Annotated in this window: 15 protein-coding genes; 13 read left to right on the top strand and 2 right to left on the bottom strand. The window is 50.9% G+C overall.

The window, feature by feature from the left end:
* Positions 1–342 precede the first annotated feature (342 nt).
* On the bottom strand, positions 343–2,328 hold the full coding sequence (locus MJ611_RS01600) for an OmpA family protein (RefSeq protein WP_250427611.1): 1,986 nt from the start codon (positions 2,326–2,328) through the stop codon (positions 343–345).
* 230 nt (positions 2,329–2,558) lie between these two features.
* Here MJ611_RS01600 and lon point away from each other — a divergent pair, with 230 nt between their 5' ends.
* The 13 genes from lon (at position 2,559) to acs (ending at position 21,102) form a co-directional block, all read left to right on the top strand.
* Complete coding sequence (lon, locus tag MJ611_RS01595) at positions 2,559–5,045, top strand: endopeptidase La (protein ID WP_250427610.1); 2,487 nt, start codon at positions 2,559–2,561, stop codon at positions 5,043–5,045.
* Positions 5,046–5,237: 192 nt separating this feature from the next.
* Positions 5,238–6,272 (top strand): type IX secretion system protein PorQ, encoded by a 1,035-nt coding sequence (gene porQ, locus MJ611_RS01590; protein WP_250427609.1) that lies wholly within the window; start codon positions 5,238–5,240, stop codon positions 6,270–6,272.
* A 73-nt stretch (positions 6,273–6,345) separates the two neighbouring features.
* Complete coding sequence (hslU, locus tag MJ611_RS01585) at positions 6,346–7,740, top strand: ATP-dependent protease ATPase subunit HslU (RefSeq protein WP_250427607.1); 1,395 nt, start codon at positions 6,346–6,348, stop codon at positions 7,738–7,740.
* 411 nt (positions 7,741–8,151) lie between these two features.
* The gene (locus MJ611_RS01580; protein WP_250427605.1) at positions 8,152–8,883 is read left to right on the top strand and encodes an SDR family NAD(P)-dependent oxidoreductase; all 732 of its coding nucleotides are present in this window, start codon (positions 8,152–8,154) and stop codon (positions 8,881–8,883) included.
* A 234-nt stretch (positions 8,884–9,117) separates the two neighbouring features.
* A complete protein-coding gene (locus MJ611_RS01575) occupies positions 9,118–9,537 on the top strand; it encodes an IS1/IS1595 family N-terminal zinc-binding domain-containing protein (RefSeq protein WP_250427603.1) in 420 nt (139 codons plus the stop codon).
* Between the two features lie 892 nt (positions 9,538–10,429).
* Entirely contained in the window at positions 10,430–11,779 is a 1,350-nt protein-coding gene (locus tag MJ611_RS01570; RefSeq protein WP_250427602.1) for a hypothetical protein, read from the top strand.
* A gap of 29 nt (positions 11,780–11,808) precedes the next feature.
* A complete protein-coding gene (locus MJ611_RS01565; protein WP_250427601.1) occupies positions 11,809–12,072 on the top strand; it encodes a DUF4212 domain-containing protein in 264 nt (87 codons plus the stop codon).
* Positions 12,073–12,099: 27 nt separating this feature from the next.
* Complete coding sequence (locus MJ611_RS01560; RefSeq protein WP_250427599.1) at positions 12,100–13,791, top strand: sodium:solute symporter family protein; 1,692 nt, start codon at positions 12,100–12,102, stop codon at positions 13,789–13,791.
* A 94-nt stretch (positions 13,792–13,885) separates the two neighbouring features.
* The gene (locus MJ611_RS01555; RefSeq protein ID WP_250427598.1) at positions 13,886–14,098 is read left to right on the top strand and encodes a hypothetical protein; all 213 of its coding nucleotides are present in this window, start codon (positions 13,886–13,888) and stop codon (positions 14,096–14,098) included.
* A gap of 9 nt (positions 14,099–14,107) precedes the next feature.
* Positions 14,108–16,834: a sensor histidine kinase gene (locus MJ611_RS01550; RefSeq protein ID WP_250427596.1), complete on the top strand. Its 2,727-nt coding sequence runs from the start codon at positions 14,108–14,110 to the stop codon at positions 16,832–16,834.
* A 4-nt stretch (positions 16,835–16,838) separates the two neighbouring features.
* Positions 16,839–17,222 (top strand): response regulator transcription factor, encoded by a 384-nt coding sequence (locus tag MJ611_RS01545; RefSeq protein WP_250427594.1) that lies wholly within the window; start codon positions 16,839–16,841, stop codon positions 17,220–17,222.
* 23 nt (positions 17,223–17,245) lie between these two features.
* Entirely contained in the window at positions 17,246–19,189 is a 1,944-nt protein-coding gene (locus MJ611_RS01540; RefSeq protein ID WP_250427593.1) for a propionyl-CoA synthetase, read from the top strand.
* A 14-nt stretch (positions 19,190–19,203) separates the two neighbouring features.
* A complete protein-coding gene (gene acs, locus MJ611_RS01535; RefSeq protein WP_250427592.1) occupies positions 19,204–21,102 on the top strand; it encodes an acetate--CoA ligase in 1,899 nt (632 codons plus the stop codon).
* A 145-nt stretch (positions 21,103–21,247) separates the two neighbouring features.
* Here the strand turns inward: acs and MJ611_RS01530 are convergent, their stop codons facing one another.
* Positions 21,248–22,276 (bottom strand): hypothetical protein, encoded by a 1,029-nt coding sequence (locus MJ611_RS01530; RefSeq protein ID WP_250427591.1) that lies wholly within the window; start codon positions 22,274–22,276, stop codon positions 21,248–21,250.
* Between the last annotated feature and the right edge of the window lie 34 nt (positions 22,277–22,310).

Genomic DNA, 22,310 nt, shown 5'->3' with positions numbered 1-22,310 from the left:
GTATAGCCTAAATCTTGCTGCGTTCAGGTTTACAGATACAGGTAGTTTATGATTAAGCTCTGTAGCAATTGCCCAGATCCATCCAAAGTTTCCAAAAGTAAAGAGAATCATTATTACTGGAAAAGTCAGGAACATTAACTCAGGTTGAGAAAATGTCAAGATATTTACCACTATCGGGAGCCCCCATGTTATAAGAAATAGCTGCCAGTGCTTAAGTCTGAGGAAAAGCTTCATTAATTTTTAATTAAGGGTTTGTCTAGACCTCATACAGATACCACTCTTTATGTATTTCCATTAAGTATACATTGGTCAAGTATAAACCTTATCAACATTTTCCCAGCCTTACTTCAATCCCCGCTCAGGCCTGTCCGGTTTTATCAACCTAAACTCTACGCGGCGGTTGATGCGGCGGTCTTCTTCGGTTTTTTCGGAGCGTAGGGGTTTGCTGCTGCCGTAGCCAACCGCGTCGATGCGGCCCTGCGGTATGTTTACTTTCCTTTCGATGTAGCTCCTGATCGCATCGGCCCGGTCTTGTGAGAGGGCCAGGTTAAACTCCTGGTCGCCGGCGCTGTCGGTGTGGCCTGCTATCTCCAGCCGGTAGGTCGGGTGGTCGATCAGGAAGAGCGCCACTTCGTCCAGGATCGGCTGCATGTCCGGTTTTATGGTAGATTCATTCTGATCGAATTCAATGTTTTTGAACACCATCGGTATGCTGTAGTCAATCACTGTGGTCCGTATCTGGAAGGTGGTGTCCTGCTCCAACGAAAGCTCCCGCTCAATGGTGAAAAAGTCGGGGCTCTGGATGATCATCATATAACGAGTCTGGTCAATGAGATCAAACTCAAAGGACCCGTCTGGGCGGATATACTTGGAGGATATTTCGATGCCGTTCTCCAGGTCGATGATGGAAATGATGCCCGATAGTGGCTTGCGTGTTACAGTATCTTTCACGGTCCCTTCTACTTTGGTCACGGCCAGCGGGTGTGCTTCCATGGGCAGCGGGAAGGAGTATAGGTCCAGGTTTTTGATATCGTTCTCTTCAGATCGGGCGTAGTACAGGTTCTTCGAACTGGCATCGATGGTGAAGTAATACTCGCTGCCCCGGCCGTTTACCAGCGGACCTATGTTGCGCGGCTCCTGCCAGTGGCCGTTCACGCGGTAAGTCTTGTAGATGTCGAAATCGCCGAAGTTGTACAGCTGGCCTCTGGAGCTGAAGTAGAGCACCTGGTATTTCGGATGGAAGAAGGGGCTCACCTCACTTTCGCGTGTATTTACCACCGGCCCCATGTTCTGTGCCTTCGACCATTCGCCGTTGCGGAGCTTGGTTGTATAGTATATGTCTGAAAGGCCAAAACCGCCCAGGCGGTCAGAGGCAAAGTATAACGTGTCTTCCTTGCTCGAAAACGTAGGTTGCGAATCCCAGCCTTTGCTGTTGACTTTAGCGCCCAGGTTTTTGATGTTGCCCCATTTGCCGTCTTCCTGCATGGTGGCCACGTACAGGTCGCAGTTGCCCATTCCGTCAGGAGAGAAGCAGCGTGCAAAGTATAGCGTTTTGCCGTCGCGGCTCAGGCAGGCAGATCCTTCGTTGTACAGGCTGTTGATGGGCTTGCCAAAAGATTGCGCCTCCTGCCAGAAACCGTCAACCTGCTTGGAATAGAACAGGTCCTCGTTCTGGCGCTCGTTCAATCCTGGCTGTATGTTGCGCTTGGAGGTGAAGATGAACGTTTCCTCCTCCGAGTTTATAGTTGGCCCGTAATCTTCGTACGGCGAGTTGATGGAGGTACCCATGTTCAGGTACACTCCTTTGGGCGGCTGAAACGTGGAAATAGACTTGCGGTACTCGACCAGCTCGTAATAATAGTGCAGCGGCACGTAATAGTCTTTGCTGTTCTGTTCCAGCGAATCGTAGTATGACTGAACCCGTCGAACATCGGTGCGGTGGTGCTTCAGCACGAGGCGGTAAAGGGCTTTGGCGTGTTCCAGCTTGCCTTGGCGCTCATACAGCTGGCCCAGTCGCCAGAGCAGCTGCGTATCTTTGTAAAAGTTATCAATCCCGAAGTTGCTCACATACGCTTCGAGCAAGGGTAGCGCCTGTTTGTACTGCTTGCGCTTCTCGAGTTTCTGAATAGCCGACAGCTTTTTTTTGTCGCGGTAGTAGGCTATTTTGTTTATATTAGGGAAGTCGAGGTGGAGCTCCGGATTTGGTGCCTTCTTGCGTGCTTTTAACCCGGAAGCAGCTTTGAGCGGGATATGCTTGTATTGCCCGTAGCCTGTAAAAGGAAGCAGGAAGAAAAGGAAAAGATACCCGATCAGGTACGTTCGTTTCATCGGCCCAATTTAGTTTACCTGAGTTTCAAAGATATCTATTTTATGCTATATTTTTGTGACGATTTCTTAATCAGGAGATAAATTTTTAAGTATAACAGCTGCAAAGGCTGCTTAAATAAGACAAAAGCGGAGTGAAAGAAGGGTTGGCACAGGTCTTGACAATACTACACGAATACAGAAATTTGCCCGCTTCGGAGGCAGTTTCTGTCAATATGGCACGAACTCATATTATGAACTATACATTGAAGAACTTTCTACACCAACTTTTACTCAGCGGCTCTGCTGAGGGCGATTCTGATGACCTGATTCCGATCATTACCACAGATGCCGAAGATGAGCTGACACCGGAGGAACTGCCCGAAGAACTGCCTATACTGGCTGTCAGAAACACGGTGCTGTTCCCGGGGGTAGTGTTGCCTATAACCGTTAGCCGCAAAAAATCGGTAAGGCTGGTGCGCAAAGCCCATAAGGGAGATAAGATTGTAGGGGTGGTTGCACAGAAGAATGTAAACAGCGACGACCCATCTGCCGAAGACCTGTTTAATGTAGGAACAGTTGCCAAGATCCTGAAGATGCTGGTGCTGCCCGACGGAAACACCACCATCATCATACAGGGGCAGAGCCGCTTTACAATTGATGAGGTTACGCAGGAAGACCCTTACCTGATGGCCAAGATCAGCTACTGTGCCGAAACGTTCCCGAACAAAAAGAGCAAAGAGGTAAAGGCGCTGGTGCAGTCGCTGAAAGATGCGGCGGCCAAAATGCTGAAGCTGAACCCGGAGATACCACAGGAAGCACAGGTGGCCCTCGATAACATCGACAGCCCGAGCTTCCTGACACACTTCCTGTCGTCGAACCTGAACGTGGAGGTGGCGCAGAAACAAAAACTGCTGGAGGTGAACGATGGTGCGGAGCGTGGTACGCAGTTGCTCGAGATCATGCTGCGCGAAATACAGCTATTGGAGCTGAAGCAGGAGATCCATACCAAAGTACATACCGACATCGATCAGCAGCAGCGCGACTATTTCCTGCGCCAGCAGATCAAAGTGTTGCAGGACGAACTGGGCCAGGAAGGGCCGGACCAGGAAATCGAGCGTTTCCGTGAGCGTGCCCTAAAGAAAAAATGGCCGGAGCAGGTAGCCAAGCATTTCAACAAAGAGATGGAACGACTGGCGCGCCTGAACCCGCAGGCAGCCGAATACCCGGTTGCGGTTAACTACCTGGAGTTCCTGCTCGACCTGCCCTGGAACGAGTACACTAAAGATAACTTCAACCTGAAGCGTACCAAGAAGATCCTCGACGCCGACCATTATGGCCTGGAGAAGGTGAAGGAACGCATATTGGAGTACCTGGCCGTGCTGAAGCTGAAGAACGATATGAAGGCGCCGATCCTTTGCCTGTACGGACCTCCGGGAGTTGGTAAAACCTCGCTGGGCCGTTCCATTGCCAAAGCACTGGGCCGTAACTACGTCAGGATGTCACTGGGTGGGGTGCGCGACGAGGCTGAGATACGTGGCCACCGCCGTACCTATGTGGGCGCTATGCCGGGCAAGATCATTACCCAGATCAAAAAAGTAGGATCTGCCAACCCGGTCATCATACTGGATGAGATCGATAAACTGGCTTCTGATTTCCGCGGTGATCCGTCTTCGGCTTTGCTGGAGGTGCTGGACCCGGAACAAAACCATACGTTCATGGACAATTACCTGGACGTGGAGTATGACCTCTCGAAGGTGTTGTTCATTGCAACGGCTAACTCCCTTGATACCATTCAGCCAGCCCTGCGCGACCGTATGGAGATCATCGAGCTGACAGGCTATACTTTAGAGGAGAAGACAGAAATTGCAAAGCGCCACCTGGTGCCGAAGCAGGTAAGCGAGCACGGCTTGAAAGAAGAGGATGTGAAGATCCCGAAAGCAACGCTCCACAAGGTGATCGAAGACTATACCCGCGAATCGGGGGTACGAAACCTGGAGCGGAAAATCGGGCAACTGGTACGCCAGACAGCCAAGCTGAAGGCGATGGAGGAGGAATTTGAGCCAACCATCAAGCCGGAAGATGCGGTGAAGATCCTTGGTCCGGAAACCTTCGACAAAGAAATTTACCAAGACATCGATACAGCAGGCGTTGTCACAGGCCTGGCCTGGACATCGGTTGGTGGCGACATCCTGTTCATCGAAAGTATACTGAGTAGAGGCAAAGGCAAACTAACGTTGTCAGGCCAGCTGGGCGATGTAATGAAAGAGTCAGCGATGACGGCTATTTCATACCTGAAGGCGCATGCCAACCTGCTCGATATTGATTACCGCCTGTTCGACCAGTACGATCTGCACATCCACTTCCCGGAAGGCGCGGTGCCGAAAGATGGTCCGTCGGCGGGTATTGCCATCTTTACTTCCATAGCCTCGGTGTTTACGCAGCGCAAAGTACGCTCACGCCTGGCCATGACCGGCGAGATCACGCTGCGCGGCAAGGTGCTTCCGGTTGGAGGTATCAAAGAGAAGATCCTGGCGGCCAAACGTGCCGGTATTACCGACATCATCCTTTGTCAGAAAAACCGCAAAGACATCAGCGAGATACCAGACCAGTACATCAAAGGCCTGAAGATACATTATGTAGACCGGGTAGACGAGGTGATCCAGATCGCTTTGCTGAAAGAGAAAGTGAAGAACCCGCTCGATCTGCGTGTGACGGAAAGTGTAATTGTGAATGATTGATTGAGCGAATGAGTGAATGTTATTCTGGCATTTCGAGCTTAGTGAGAAATCTGAAATACTGCGTAACCATGAATGTCCCAGATTTCTCACTAAGCTCGAAATGACAGATAGTACAAGAAAGCTCAATCATCAATATAAAATATTCACTCAATCACTCATCCGCTCATTCAATATTGCCCCATGAAAAAAGCCGTGGCTCTTGTACTTGGATCTTTGCTGGGCATTTCGCTTACGGCACAGGCACAAGTAGGAGGGCAGCGGGGCTTTCTTTTTCTGGAGTTGCCTGCTAATGCGAAGCTTGCTGCATTGGGTGGTGTAAATGTGAGTGCCGGAGCGCATGATGTGAACATGGTAGCCGCTAACCCGGCGCTGCTGAACCCGGACATGGACAACCAGCTGTCGCTGAGCTATACAGGTTACCTGGCAGACATCAAACAGAGCAACGTAGCCTATGCTTTTAACCATGAGAAGTATGGGCGCTGGGCGGCAAGTATAAATTACCTCAACTACGGTGACTTTGTGCAGCGCGACGCTACCGGCCTGGAGGAGGGGACGTTTTCAGTAAACGACTATACTTTTAACCTGAGCCACGCCCGCCAGGCAGAGGCTTTTACCATAGGGGCAACGGCCAAAGTGGCTGTATCAAGTATGGCGGGCAACAAGGCAGTGGGTGTGTTGGCTGATGTGGGCGGTGCTTTCAAACATCCGGAAAAAGACCTTACGGTAGGGCTGGCGTTTAAGAACATCGGCTACCAGGTGAAGGCTTATGACGGGGCAGAGCGGCAGGCTATGCCTTTCGATGCGCAGCTGGGAGTGAGTTACAAACCGGAGCACATGCCGCTGCGGCTTTCCCTTACGGCGCACCACCTCTACCAGTTCGACATCGTGTACCTTGACCCGAACGAAAAAGGCAGGTTGGACGAGAACGGCAACGAGATAAAAGAAGAGAAAAAACTGGGCGACAAGATAGCACGGCATTTTGCTGTCGGGGCAGAATTCCTGTTCAGCAAAAACTTTCAGGCCCGTGCGGGGTATAATCATTTGCGGAGAAAAGAACTCCGACTCGACACCAACTCAGGCGGTGCTGGCTTCTCGTTAGGGCTGATGCTGCGGGTGCGGGCTTTCGAACTGAACTATGGAAGCGCCTTTTATCACCCTTCGGGCGCCAGCCACTACGTAACCGTGAGCACCAGCACGCAGACTTTCCTGAAAAAGAAGAGCAGCTAATAAAGTATAGGCTGCAGCGTTTTAAGTATAGCTGTGGCAACCAAATTTCTGATTTTAAACATAACAAGTTAAAATGTTAGATTCAATCGAATACTTAACACCGGCCCAGATTGTAGAGGAGCTGGATAAATATATCATTGGGCAGAAGGATGCCAAACGCAACGTGGCCATTGCCTTGCGTAACCGCTGGCGCCGCATGAATGCTGACGAAAGCATCCGGAAGGAGATTGTGCCCAACAACATCCTAATGATCGGGGCTACAGGTGTGGGTAAAACAGAAATTGCCCGCCGTTTGGCTAAGATCGCTGATGCGCCTTTTACCAAAGTGGAGGCATCTAAGTTTACCGAAGTTGGCTACGTAGGCCGCGACGTGGAAAGTATGGTACGCGACCTGGTGGAGCAGGCCGTGAACATGGTGAAGACCCGTAAAAAAGAAGAGGTAAAGCAAAAAGCAGCCGAAGTGGTGGAAGACATCATCCTCGATGCCCTGATCCCGCCAATCCAAGGCCGTGCTTCAACGCCATACTCTACTACTGCGGATTCGAATGCCATGCCGGATAACGATTACGAACTCAATGAGCGTACGCGCGAGAAGTTCCGCGATAAGATCCGCAACGGCGAACTGGAAGATCGTAAAATCGAGATCAAGGTACAGCAGAGCAGCATGCCCGGCGTAGGCGTGATGGGTCCTGGCATGGACGAGGCTTCCATGATGAACATCCAGGAAATGATCAGCGGCATGATGCCGAAGAAAACCAAGAAGCGCAAAGTTACCATTGCCGAAGCCAGAAAGATCCTGTTGGAAGAAGAAGCAGCCAAGCTCATCGACATGGACGAGGTAAAAGAAGAAGCAATCCATAAAGCTGAAAACTCCGGCGTGATTTTTATTGATGAGATCGACAAAGTGGCCAGCTCCAGCAAAAAAGGCGGTGGCGGACCTGACGTAAGTCGCGAAGGCGTGCAGCGCGACCTGCTGCCGATCGTAGAAGGCTCGACGGTAAATACAAAGTATGGCATCATCAACACCGACCATATTCTGTTTATTGCTGCCGGTGCGTTTCACGTGGCCAAGCCATCCGATCTGATTCCGGAGCTACAGGGCCGTTTCCCGATCCGCGTGGAGCTGCAAAGCCTGACAAAAGAGGATTTTTACCAGATTCTGAAATTCCCGAAAAATGCGCTGACAAAGCAATATGTGGCTCTGTTGGCAGCAGAAGGCGTGGAGCTTTCGTTTGCCGATGAGGCCCTGGATGAGATTGCAGCCATTGCCTACGAAGTAAATGCTGAGATCGAGAACATTGGCGCCCGTCGCCTGCATACGGTCATGAGCCGCCTGCTTAACGACATCCTGTTTGATGTTCCGGACAAGATCAGTGCCAATGCCAAGATCGTGGTAACCCGTGAAATGGTGCTGGAGCGTCTGTCCGATATGGTCCGCAACCGCGACCTGAGCCAATACATTTTGTAGTTAGAGAGTTAGAGGGGGTAGAAAGTTAGAGCGTTTCTGGCAAGTATAAACTGGTGCGGAAATTATTTCTGTAACTCAGAATAAAGGTGAGTCTGCGACTTGCGAGACTGGAAAGCTGGTGTTTCTGTGAAAGCAGGAGCACCAGCTTTTTTGTTTAGAAAAGCTCTGGCAGAAGGAGCAAGTATAAGCACAACCCAAAACTATTTCGACCTGAGTTAAAAGCACCACTTTTTAACTTTCTAAACTTCTAATTTTCTAACTATCCTTTGCTTTGGCAGGGGCGCCATCTTTCTTTTTGCGGTTCCCGTAGTAATCTATACTTTAAGAGAAGCTCAGAAAGGCGATGGTAGCAGAAGGCTTTCATATTCTCTTCCATTCGTAATTCGTAATTTATAATTCGTAATTAAACAGATGGACTACTACTTCATAACCGGGGCCAGCAAAGGGATTGGCAAAGCAATAGCCGAAGAACTACTGAAAGATGAAAACAACTGCGTGATCGGTGTATGCAGGAGCAGCAGCATTCAGCACAAGAACTACCGCCACCAGCCTTTGGATTTCTCAGACATACCTGCCGTAGAGCATAACCTGCATAAAGTATTTTTGCCTTACAAAGATGCCGGGCGCCTTGTGCTGATAAACAATGCCGGTGTAGTTGGGGATATCGGGTATGTAGGAGAGGGCATGCCAAACGAGCGTTTCGAGTTTGTATTTGATGTGAATGTGATTGTGCCAGCCATGCTCATGAACACCTTTCTGCAGGTATACCAACCGCTGCAGGTACCCAAAGTGATCGTGAACATCAGTTCCGGAGCGGGTAAGTACCCGGTAGACGGCTGGGCTGCTTATTGCGCCTCCAAAGCGGCGTTGGACATGCTGTCGCTGACCGTGCAGCAGGAGCAGGACCTGCGGGGTTCTTCTGTACGAGTGTTTGCATTGTCACCAGGAGTTGTGGATACAGGTATGCAGGAGCATATCCGGGAGTCGGATGCGGGGCGGTTCAGCAATGTAGAGCGTTTCCGGGAGTATAAAGAAAAAGGGGAACTGGCTTCCCCGGAAGAGGTAGGACGTAAGATTGTGGATTTCCTGAACAGAACCAACGAGTACGACGAAGTGATCGTGTCGGTACGGGATATGAATTAAGAGCTATAGGTACATCGTAAACAGTAATGCCCGGCCAAATGGTCGGGCATTACTGTTTAGAGGGCTTTGTGCTTAAAATAGGTATATGGCTAAGTAAAATTGAGGAGATGAGGTACTGGTTGTTAAAACATTGACTCAGAAAGAGATACTGCTAAACAAAATTTGCTAATTTGTTATAGTTATGCTAACTTGATATAGCTATCTTATTTGTGTTTGTCTATAGTTCAGTAACTTATGAAAAATCCCCTTTGTCCCCGATGTAGTGCCTTGCAGGTGGTGAAAAGCGGCGTCACAAACGACAGGCAGCGTTACCGATGCAAAAAATGTGGCTATTACTTTACGGTAAACAAGCTCGGGAAGGGGATAGACAACTACTATGTAACGAAGGCGCTGCAGCTCTATATAGAAGGCATCAGCTACCGGGAGATAGAGCGGATTCTGGGCGTGAGTCATGTATCGGTGATGAACTGGGTGAAGAAGTATAAAGTAAAGGCTCCTGAACAAACCGAGTACCATCCTACCTATAAGATCCTGAACCACGCCGAATTAATAGAATACATCAAAAACGGCGGCAATCTTAAAGGTGCCGGCATGATGATCACAGAACTGGGCGATAAGTACATGATGATCAACTGGAAACGGTTCAAAGACTAGCGTAAAGTTATGAGTGCTGAGTTGTGAGTTGGTGCAAATACACCTTCATGTTGGTTTACCTTACTTTAGCTCTCTCCTAAATACATGAGAGGGAGTTCTATCAGTCGTTATGTTATCTCGAAAGGAGAGATCTGGTATAGCCTAAGTATAAACCCACCCCTGCGTCCCTCCGAGGAGGGGAATTTCTGCTCTTGCCACTTTGCAAGTATAAGTTTTATGGCTACTGTGGTCCAACCACCCCCAACCCCTCCTTGTCTAAGGAGGGGAGCTCGGACGTTGCTTTATTTACAGGTATGAGTTTCATTGCTGCAGGTATAACACGGACAGGTCGCCACCTGTCCCTACAATGGGTTCCAGTTGCATAGCCGCTTACGAAGCAGTGTTGTTTCCAGTCCTAGGGTTGAGCGCCTTTGATTTGTTGCGGTGCTGAGCGACAGCGAAGCAGCCTGCAGGCGCAGCCGATGGCAGCTTCAAATCAACAGCGCGATACCCGAGGACGAGGCCCCGCGGCCGTGAGCGCACCAATAGGAACTATGGAAGTGTAAGTGAGTAAGACTGAGGAACAGAGGCTGCTACGAAGCAACAGGCTTGCCGACAATAAGTATAGATTCCCGATCTGCTCGAAATGACAAGAGAGTATATGCTTTCTCACAGCTATGCGGGCCTTAGGCCTGTATCTCAAGTTTGCCCCTTTTATCCCACCTCTTAGCTCCAAACCAGTATATCTTTTCTTCACTCCATTTCAAACGGTTAGTACCTGGTATTGACCAAGTATACCATCTTACCAAATATATACAGCGTTTTACCTGTTTTTGTAATTTATACATAATATAGATTAAGAAACGAGGAAACAGCTGGCCTCTTCACTAACCTTTTAACATCCTGTAAGTCAATGAAAAAACTGTTACTAATAGTAGCGGCAGGGCTGGTGCTTTGCTGCACAGGAGGAGGTGCGTTGGCACAGGGCTCCACAGAGTACGGCGCAGGCATAAAATTGCCTGTTAACGAGGATGGTACACATTATATCCGCTTTATAACGTGGCATCAGGTGTGGATGCGCTATAATGAAAACAACAGTGGTTCTATCCGAAACAGGGAGTTACAGGACAATACCTTCGATTTTGGCCTGAGACGCTCCCGCTTCCTGACCTATTCCCAGATCTCGCCCCGATTCCTGGTGCTGCTGCACTTTGGTATCAACAACCAGAATGCCGTGAGCGGTGGCATTAACCCGACATTGGATGGTAAAAAGCCCCAACTCTTCATTCACGATGCCTGGACTGAGTACAAAATATTCGAAAACTACTTATCTATAGGAGCTGGCCTGCACTACTGGAATGGCATTTCACGCATGACGAACGCCAGCACCCTTAACTTTATGGCCATCGATGCACCGATCATCAACTGGCCTACCATCGATGCCATTGACCAGTTTGCCCGCATGCTGGGTGTGTATGCCAAAGGTAAAATCGGCAAGCTTGATTACCGGGTAGCAGTAAACGATCCGTTTGTTACCAACACAGCCGCTACTGAACCTACAGTGGCAGCCAATTACAATCCGGAGAACAACAACAAAGTATACCAGGGTTATTTCAACTACCAGTTCCTGGAGCAGGAGTCGAACCTGCTGCCTTACATGGTGGGTACCTACTTAGGCTCTAAAAGGGTGTTCAACATTGGTGCCGGCTTCCTGCACAACACTGATGGTGCCTGGCGCGCAGATATTAACACCATTACTTCTGACACCACTACCGTTAAATCCGACATCGATCTGTTTGGCGTAGATGCCTTCCTGGATCTGCCAATAAACAAAGAAGCCGGTACTGCCCTTACCGCCTATGGGGTGTACTATAACTATGATTTTGGCAGAAACAATGTGCGAAACATCGGCATCATGAATCCTGCCACCGCTGGCGGATCACTGCGCGGCAATGCTTACCCAACCGTTGGCACCGGCGATATCGGCTATGCCCAGGTGGGCTACCTGCTGCCTAAAAACCTGGTCAGCGAGAAAGTACGACTACAACCATACGGTGCCTTTAGCTATGGCAGCTTTGAAGGCCTCCGCGACAGTGGCGGCGATAAAGTGCCAGTAAAGGTGCTCGATATTGGTGCTAATATCCTCATGGAAGCCCACCACTCCAAAGTTACCATCAACTACCGCAACCGGCCGGATTTCACTAATCCCAACAACCTAAAATACAGGCCGGAGATCACACTGCAGACAATGATTTATCTCTAACATAACCTTAAACACTTAACCTTTACATCATGGAAAATAACAAAGCAAGAATGCAGGAATACTGGCAACGCAACGTCCGGATTCTGTTCACACTTCTGGGACTTTGGTTTGCAGTATCCTACCTCTTTGGCATACTACTCGTGGACCAACTGAACAGCATACAGTTTGGCGGCTTTAAGCTTGGCTTCTGGTTTGCGCAGCAGGGCGCCATCTACTTTTTTGTGCTGATCATCTTCATCTATGTATGGCTGATGAACAAGCTCGACAGAGAATTTGATGTACACGAAGATTAATCAACCCACCATTTAAAGTATAACATCATGAGCATTCTAGCTTGGACATATCTGATCGTGGGCCTCAGTTTCGCCCTGTATATTGGTATCGCGATCTGGTCGCGTGCCGGATCAACAAAAGAATTCTACGTGGCCGGTGGTGGCGTAAGTCCGCTGGCAAACGGTATGGCTACGGCCGCCGACTGGATGTCGGCTGCATCGTTCATCTCCATGGCAGGTCTTATCTCGTTTATGGGCTATGACGGTTCGGTATACCTGATGGGCTGGACAGGTGGGTATGTGTTGCTTGCCCTGCTGCTGGCGCCTTACCTGCGTAAGTTTGGTAAGTTTACTGTTCCGGATTTCGTAGGCGAGCGCTACTACTCCAGAACAGCCCGCCTGGTAGCTGTTATCTGCGCCATCTTTATCTCCTTTACCTATGTGGCCGGGCAGATGCGTGGTGTAGGTATCGTGTTCTCCCGTTTCCTGGAAGTGCAGATCGAGACCGGTGTGATCATTGGTATGATCATCGTGCTGTTCTATGCCGTGCTCGGCGGCATGAAAGGTATAACCTATACGCAGGTGGCACAGTATTGCGTGCTGATCTTTGCCTACATGGTACCGGCGATCTTCATTTCCATACTGCTTACCGGTAACCCAATTCCGCAGATTGGTTTTGGTAGCGAGTTGAAGGAGGGTGGTTACCTGCTCGATAAGCTGGATGGCATGCTTGGCGAACTGGGCTTTGCAGCTTATACCGATGGTACAAAATCAACGATAGACGTCTTCTTTATCACGGCTGCGCTTATGGTAGGTACGGCAGGTCTGCCACACGTAATTGTGCGTTTCTTTACCGTACCAAGAGTGAAAGACGCCCGCATATCAGCTGGGTATGCTCTCATCTTTATCGCCATACTTTATACTACAGCTCCTGCCGTAGGCGCCTTTGGTATGTATAACATGCTGAACACTACCAGTAACCGTGAAATAGCTTCGCTGCCGCAGTGGGTAGCCAACTGGCAGAAAACAAAGCTGATCGGGTATGACGATAAGAACGGTGATGGCCGCATACAGTATGTGAAAGACCCTGCCGTAAACGAACTGACCATCGACAAGGACATTATGGTGCTGGCTAACCCTGAGATTGCACAGCTGCCAAACTGGGTAATAGCCCTGGTGGCAGCGGGTGGTCTGGCAGCAGCGCTTTCTACTGCGGCTGGTCTGTTGCTGGTAATCTCAACCTCCATCTCACACGACCTGCTCAAGATGTCGTTTATGCCGGATATTTCAGAGAAGCAGGAACTGATCGCTGCCCGAATTGCAGCTGCAGCAGCAGTAGTAGTTGCCGGTTACTTTGGTATCAACCCGCCGGGTTTTGTGGCCGAGGTGGTGGCGTTTGCCTTTGGTCTGGCAGCGGCTTCGTTCTTCCCGGTTATCATTATGGGTATCTTCTCCAAGTCCATGAACAAGCAAGGCGCCATCTGGGGTATGATAGTGGGCCTGGTGTTTACTATTGCGTACATCTCATACTTTAAGTTCATCAACCCTGAGGCCAATAAACCTGAAAACTGGCTGTTCGGTATTTCTCCGGAAGGTATCGGTACACTGGGTATGGTACTGAATTTTATTGTATCTTTTGTGATATCCCGCATGACACCGCCGCCACCTGTTCATATCCAGGATCTGATCGAGGACATCCGCATACCGCGAGGAGCCGGCGAGGCAGCAGTGCATCATTAATTGACTGAATTGTTAAATTGTTGGATGGTAGCTTCTGTGAAATTATGGAAGCAACCATTCAACTCTCTAACGCTTTAACTCTCTAACTTTCAACATGCGCGACAGGGTAAAAGGCAGACGGTTGTTTTTCATCAGTGTCCTGTTTATGGTGCTGCTGAATTTTCCGGCGCTCTCCATCTTCAATAAAGGAAGTATGGTTGCCGGGGTGCCCGTGCTGTACCTGTACCTGACAGTGGTGTGGTTGGTTTGCATTGCGGCCATTGGTTATTTTATTTCCAGGCAGGAGCCCAAAAGATCAAGAAAGTAAAGCAGGCGCATGAATTACTGGGTTGTTATCGGTGTATCGTTCTGCTACCTGGCACTGCTGTTCGGGCTGGCCTCGTGGGCAGAGAAACGATCGGCTGCGGGCAGGAGCCTGGTGAGCAATCCGTATATCTATGCCTTGTCGATGGCTGTGTATTGCACCGCCTGGACCTACTATGGTTCGGTAGGGCGGGCAGCAACAGGCGGCTTAAGCTACCTGGCCATCTACATTGGCCCGACACTGATGGCGCCGCTCTGGTGGGTGGTGCTGCGCAAGATCATCCGCATCTGCAAAGTACAGCGCATCACCACCATAGCTGATTTTATTTCCTCGCGCTATGGTAAAAACCTCCTGCTGGGCAGCGTGGTCACCATCATTTGTGTGCTGGGTATCATCCCGTACATTTCCATACAGCTCAAGGCAATTGCCGGAAGTATGGACATTCTGACTGGTACCGAGGTGGCGTCAACAGGTTCTTTGTTTGCTGATTCTTCCTTCTTTATTGCCATTGGCCTGGGCTTGTTTACCATTGTGTATGGCACGCGCCACGTAGAAGCAACCGAACGGCACGAAGGTATGGTAACTGCCATTGCTTTCGAATCGCTGTTTAAGCTGGTGGTGTTTGTGGCGGCAGGCATTTTTGTGACCTATGGCGTCTTCAATGGTTTTGGCGATATCATGCACCAGGCCAGCAGGCTTCCCAACTTTCAGCAACTGATGACCTTTGAAGCGGAGAGCGGGTATGCGCAGTGGTTCTGGATGGTGGTGCTTTCGATGCTGGCGATCCTTTTTCTGCCGCGCCAGTTCCAGGTAGCGGTTGTCGAGAACGTAAACGAGCAGCACCTGAACAAAGCCATGTGGCTGTTCCCGCTATACCTGTTCGTTATCAATGTTTTTGTACTGCCGGTAGCTTTCGGCGGAAACCTGCTTTTTGAAACCACCGCAGTAGATGCCGATATGTTTGTTCTGGCCATTCCGCTGAGTGAAGGTAAAAATCTGCTGGCCTTGCTGGTGTACCTGGGCGGATACTCGGCTGCCACCAGTATGGTGATCGTAGCCACCATTGCCCTGAGCGTGATGATGAGCAACAACCTAATCATGCCGTTGCTGTTAGGTGTGCCGGTACTTAAAAACAAGTACCAGGAAAAAATCACTACCATACTTCTGTACAGCCGCCGCCTTTGCATTTTGCTGGTGCTGCTGCTGGCCTATCTGTACTACAAGGGTGTAGCCGAACACTATAGCCTGGTAGAGGTAGGGCTGGTATCGTTTGCTGCCGTGGCCCAGTTCGCTCCGGCTATCATTGGTGGCATTTTCTGGAAAGAAGGTACCCACAGCGGGGCTATGGCAGGCATTGTGGCCGGGGCTATACTTTGGTTTTATACTTTGGTGGTGCCATCCATCGTAGGGGTGGGGATGCTTCCTGCTTCCATACTTACTGAAGGCCCCTGGGACATTGCTTTGCTGAAACCCTTCGAGCTTTTCGGCCTGCAGGGCTTAGATTATATTTCGCATGCCATGTTTTGGAGCATGTTCTTCAATGTGAGTTTATACATTGGCGTATCGCTGCTGAGCAGGCAAACATCGCAGGAGCGCAACCAGGCAGAGGTTTTTGTAGACATCTTCCGCTACTCTACGGTATTTGAAAGCTCTATTGTCTGGAAAGGGACTGCTTACATACCGGATATTAAAACATTGCTGGTAAACTTTTTAGGAGAGCGCCGTGCCGAAATTGCTATGAAAAACTTTCATCGAAAATACCCGGGGCTGGTGGATGAGACCGGAAAAGCCGATCCGAAACTGGTAAACTATGCCGAGAAACTGCTGGCCGGTGTGATCGGCTCTTCTTCGGCACGCATCATGGTTTCGTCGGTGGCGAAAGAGGAGGAGATAAGTATAGACGAGGTGCTGCATATTCTGCACGAATCGCAGCAACTGATCTCGATGAATAACGAACTGCGGCGCAAATCGATGGAGCTGCGGAAGGCAACCGAGCAATTGCGCAGTGCCAACGAGCGCCTCAAGCAGTTGGATGAGCTGAAAGATGAATTTCTTTCAACCGTTACCCACGAACTGCGCACGCCGCTTACGTCGATTCGCGCCTTGTCCGAGATTCTGTACGATAACCCTGAGATGGAACAGGAGGATCGGGAGCATTTCCTGCACACGATTGTGAAGGAGTCGGAGCGCCTGAGCCGCCTGATCACGCACGTGCTGGACCTGGAGCGCTTTGAGTCGGGTAAGCAGAAACTGAACCTTGCTCCAGTGCAGATGCAGGAGGTAATTGCAGAATCGGTGGAGGCGCTGGAGCAGCTGGTGCAGGAGAAAAACATTGACCTGGTAGTGGATGTGCAGCAAAACTTACCGCTGGTGCAGGCCGACCGCGACCGCCTGATCCAGGTGATGGTGAACCTGATCTCCAACGCTATCAAGTTCTGCAATCCTGTACAGGGTAAGATCATCATCTCCGGTTATTTTATCGATGGCGACGTGAAAGTGAATGTGGTGGACAACGGCAAAGGCATTGATCCGGAGTTTCACAAGCAGATCTTCGACAAGTTTTACCAGGCCCGCAACCAGACGATCCGCAAGCCGGAAGGGAGCGGGCTGGGGCTGGCCATCAGCAAAAAGATTATTGAATCGCACCAGGGGAGGATGTGGGTAGAAAGCGAGTCAGGCAAAGGTGCCAGGTTTTCGTTTGTGCTGCCGGTAAAAGTAACAGCGCCGGCTACGGTATAGAATTATGACTAAGAGTAAAGAGAAACTGAAAGTGTTGGTAGTGGATGACGAACCAAGTATACTCATGCCACTTGAATTTCTGATGCGCAAAAATGGCTACCAGGTTTTTATTGCACGCAACGGTACCGAGGCCATCGACAGCGTAAACAAAGAGCTGCCCAACGTGGTGGTGCTCGATATTATGATGCCCGATGTAGACGGTTATGAAGTTTGCCGCCACATCCGTACAAAAGATGGAATGAACGACGCGAAGGTGATTTTCCTGAGTGCCAAGACGAAGGAAGCGGATATTAAAAAAGGCTACGAAGTAGGGGCCGACCTCTACATACCCAAGCCGTTTTCCACACGCTTCCTGATGGATAAGATAAAAGAGTTATCGGAGAGCTGACCTAAAACTTAAAAAGGAATACTATGGAGACCAAAACCAAATCCTTCAGCCCGTATGCCGAAGCCTACAACAGAAGTATAACCGATCCGGAAGGCTTCTGGGGAGAACAGGCCGGGCAAATTGCCTGGTACGAAAAGCCGCAGCAGGTCCTGACCACAGACGAGAAAGGATTCTACCGCTGGTTTAAAGGAGGCAAGCTGAACACCGCTTACCTGGCCCTGGATTACCACGTGGAAAACGGCCGGGCCGATCAGACCGCCTTGATCTACGATTCTCCGGTCACAGACACCATCCGCAAGTATACCTACCGCGAATTCCGCGACTTGGTAGCCCGCTTTGCTGGTGCCCTGCGCAGCCTTGGGGTAGGCAAAGGCGATACGGTGGTAATCTACATGCCCGTGATTCCGGAGGCGGTGATTGCCATGCTGGCCTGTGCGCGATTGGGTGCCATACATTCCGTGGTGTTTGGGGGCTTTGCGCCACACGAGCTGTCGGTGCGCGTAGATGATGCCAAGCCGAAGGTCGTAATCTCTGCCTCCTGTGGTATTGAATTCGACAAGCATATCCCGTACAAACCGCTGCTCGACAAGGGCCTCAGCGACAGCAAGCATAAGCCACAACATGCCGTCATCCTGCAGCGCCCCTATGTGCATGCTGACATGCTGCCGGGCCGCGACCTCGACTACATGGAGCTGCTGCAAAATGCCGAGCCTGTCGATTGCGTACCCGTTGATGCGCACGACCCGCTGTACATACTTTATACTTCCGGCACTACGGGTAAACCAAAGGGTATTGTGCGTGACAACGGCGGCCATGCCGTGGCGCTGAAGTATAGCATGAAAGCTGTTTATGGAGTTGATTCCGGAGATGTGTTCTGGGCGGCTTCGGACGTGGGCTGGGCCGTAGGCCACTCATACCTGGTGTATGCGCCGCTCATCCATGGCTGCGCTACTGTGCTGTTCGAGGGCAAGCCGGTACGTACCCCGGATGCCGGCACCTTCTGGCGCATTATCCAGGAGCATGAGGTGAAGGTGCTGTTCACGGCGCCAACTGCCATTCGCGCTATCAAAAAAGAAGATCCCGACGGAAAGTATAAACAAAAGTATAACTTGCCATCGCTGAAATACCTGTTCCTGGCCGGCGAGCGCTGCGACCCTGCCACCTATTACTGGGCCAAGGACCTGCTGAAAGTACCGGTAATCGACCACTGGTGGCAGACCGAATCCGGTTGGCCAATGGTAGCGAACATGGTGGGGCTGGAGCGCCATACTTCCAAAGCGGGCTCTGCCGGAAAACCGGTTTGCGGCTACCAGGTAGAGATCCTGAACGAAGAAGGGCAGGAACTGATCGCAAATCAGGAAGGGTATGTAGCGGTGCGGCTGCCGTTGCCTCCGGGCTGCCTGCCAACGCTGTGGCAAGACGACGAGCGCTTCTTTAAATCATATCTGGAGCGCTTCCCGGGCTACTACATGACAGGCGACGGCGGTTATATCGACGAAGATGGTTACGTGTACATCATGGGCCGCATCGACGATGTGATCAACGTTTCAGGCCACCGGCTTTCTACCGGCGAGATGGAGGAAATGGTATCTTCGCATCCGGCAGTGGCCGAGTGTGCTGTGATCGGTATCGCCGACGAACTGCGCGGCCAGCGGCCTATAGGGCTGGTGGTGCTGAAAGACGGCCAGACGATCAGCGAAGCCGAGATCGAACAGGACCTGGTAAGTATGATTCGGGAGAAGATCGGCGCGGTAGCCTATTTCCGAAATGCCCTGATCGTAAAGCGCCTGCCCAAGACCCGATCCGGCAAGATACTGCGCAAGATCATGCGCAACATCGCCGATGGCGACCATTATGCCATACCGTCCACTATCGACGATCCGGCTATACTTACTGAAATACACGATTGCCTGAGAGACCGGAACATCGGGAATGCCTTTTTACATAAAAACCTTAACACAAACTAAACTTACTCAGAGTCATGATAAACAATCAGATCAAAACTTTTGAAGAATATCAGCAAGCATATAAGCGTAGCGTAGAGGATCCGGAAGGATTCTGGAGTGATATAGCCAGCACTTTTACCTGGCATAAAAAATGGAATACTACGCTGGAGTGGAATTTTGAGGAGCCTAACGTGAAGTGGTTTAAAGGCGGAAAACTGAACATTACGGAAAACTGCCTGGACCGCCACCTGAAAACCCGCGGCAACAAACTGGCCCTGATCTGGGAGCCTAACGATCCGAAGGAGCGTTTTGTGCGCTATACGTACCGCGAGCTGCACGAGAAAGTATGCCAGTTTGCCAACGTGCTGAAAAAGAATGGCGTGCAGAAAGGCGACCGTGTGTGCATTTACATGCCCATGATTCCGGAGCTGGCCTTTGCCGTGCTGGCCTGCGCACGTATCGGTGCGATCCACTCCGTAATTTTTGCCGGTTTCTCTGCTGTAAGTATGGCCGACCGGATCAACGATGCCGGTGCCAAAATGGTACTTACTTCGGATGGATTGAACCGTGGTTCCAAGCAGATTCCGGTAAAACGTGTGGTGGATGAGGCGCTGCAGACTTGCCCATCCGTAGAAAAAGTGATTGTGGTAGAGCGCCTGGGCTGGGCCGTGAACATGGTGGAAGGCCGCGACGTGTGGTACCACGATGAGGTGAAGGATGTGAGTAAGGAATGTCCTGCCGAGGAAATGGACGCTGAAGACATGTTGTTCATACTTTATACGTCGGGCTCGACGGGCAAGCCAAAAGGAGTGGTACATACCTGTGGCGGCTACATGGTGTATGCGCAGTATACGTTCATGAACGTGTTCCAGTACGAAGAAAGCGACGTGTACTGGTGTACGGCCGACATCGGCTGGATCACTGGCCATACTTACCTGCTGTACGGACCGCTGTTATCCGGTGCTACTACGCTGATGTTCGAGGGCGTGCCAACGTATCCGGATATGGGCCGCTTTTGGCAGATTTGCGATAAGTTCGGTGTCTCTATTTTCTACACCGCCCCAACTGCCATCCGTTCGCTGATGAGCGGCGATATCGACAACGTGCTTTCCTACAGTCTGGACTCGCTGAAGGTGCTGGGCTCCGTAGGCGAACCGATAAACGAGGAGGCCTGGCACTGGTACCATACCCACGTGGGCAAGGAGCGTTGCCCGCTGGTAGATACCTGGTGGCAGACCGAAACTGCTGGTATCATGATCTCGTCGCTGGCGAACGTTACACCAATCAAGCCTGCCCATGCGGCCTTCCCGCTGCCGGGTATACAACCTATCCTGGTTGATGCCGAAGGCAAGGAGATCACCGAAAATGAAGTGGAAGGCTACCTGTGCATGAAATTTCCTTGGCCGGGCATCATCCGCACTACTTACGGCGACCACGAACGCTGCCGCCTGAGCTACTTCTCTACTTACAAAGGTTTATACTTTACCGGCGACGGAGCCAAACGCGACGAGAACGGCCTGTACCGCATCATCGGCCGTGTGGACGACGTGATCAACGTCTCCGGCCACCGTTTCGGCACTGCCGAGATCGAAGATGCCATCAACCATAACGTGCACGTGGTAGAGTCGGCTGTGGTGGGTTTTCCGCATGACATCAAAGGACAAGGCATCTATGCCTTTGTGATCTGCAAAGAAAAACCTGAACGCGAAGATTACCTGCGTGCCGAGATCATCGAAACCGTAGTGGAAAAGATCGGTAAGATTGCCAAGCCGGACAAGATTCAGATCGTCAGTGGTTTGCCGAAGACCCGTTCCGGTAAGATCATGCGTCGCATCCTGCGCAAAGTAGCTGAAGGCGACACATCCAACCTGGGTGATACTTCCACTTTGCTTGATCCGGAAGTAGTGGACGAGATCAAGGCGGGTGCTTTGTAATGTAAAGGATTGTAAGTTTAGTTGATAGCGTAAAGTCCTGCGGCACCTGCCGCAGGACTTTTGCTTTTTTATACTTGACGGTAAAAAGAGAGCCAGCAGGCAATGCCTGCTGGCTCTCGGTATATATTGGTAGATATATGCCTGCTTAAGCGGCTGCTCCCAGGCGCAGGTTGCGGTCCTGGAGCAGAGGCTGCACCTTGTCCTGAAGGCGGGTAGTCACGAACGAGTTCTGCAGGTATGCTGGTAGTTGCTGCACAAACTCTTCGTACTGCTGCAAGCCCATGGCCTGTGCCACGTAGCACTCGTGTATGCCGTTCAGGTAGCTCACGATCTCCAGCAACGACTGGTGGAACAGCTTGAAATCAATCTCTGACTGCACAAAGCGCTCGATCTCGCGGTGGCTGGAGGAAATACGCAACCTCGACAGCAGGTCGAAGAGCGTGGTATAGCCAACACGCCAGGTTAGCTGCTGCCAGTGCTGCGGACCGAATTTAGTCAGCACCTCGCCGGTGCGGCTGCTGCGGATGGCTGTGGTCGGGTTAGCCTGCAACTGCTGCCTTACCGCTTTTGCTTTCATGCGGCGGGTAGTGCGCAGAAACTGCCCGATCTGTGCCTGTGCCTCCAGTTCTTTTCCTGCTATCTGCAGGCCCGGCTTATAATGCGCCAACGGCAAACGGTTCACATTGAAGTCGTCGTAGTGGCCAGACGCATAAAAACTCATCGCCTGCGGGTATGCATTCTTCACCACCAGGCGGCCTGCCTCCCGCATAACTAGTGCTTCGTTGCTGGACCTGACATTGCGCGTGTACAGGAAGGCCTGCAGCGAAGCAAATACCGCATAGTATGCCTGCGGGAAGGTCCAGTGCAGCGCATTCTTGATATAGTCGGTATCGCCCAGCTCAGCGGTGGCACGCAACGCATATTCGGTGCTCCAGCTGTTCAGCAGCAATTGCTTCACCGCTTCCACATCCTGCTCCGATAGCTCAGGCGGTGTTTCGCGGAAGAAAGCAAGCTGCTCCAGACCTGTTCCATCAAAATGGTTGATGTGGTAGCTGATGGCAAAGAAGTAGTTCAGGAACACCTGTGCCGGAATGGATTTCTGCCATTCTTTATCGACCGGTTTCTGCTCTTCGGGGTATATCGAAAATACGTTTTCTTCTTCTCTCTCTTTCATGTATACACAACATTTTCAGCAGCTTATCAGTTGC

The organism is Pontibacter ruber (genome assembly GCF_023630205.1).
GTDB classification, from domain to species: domain Bacteria; phylum Bacteroidota; class Bacteroidia; order Cytophagales; family Hymenobacteraceae; genus Pontibacter; species Pontibacter ruber.
Note: the sequence above shows the minus strand (reverse complement) of the source record. Positions and strands in the feature narration are given on the sequence as shown.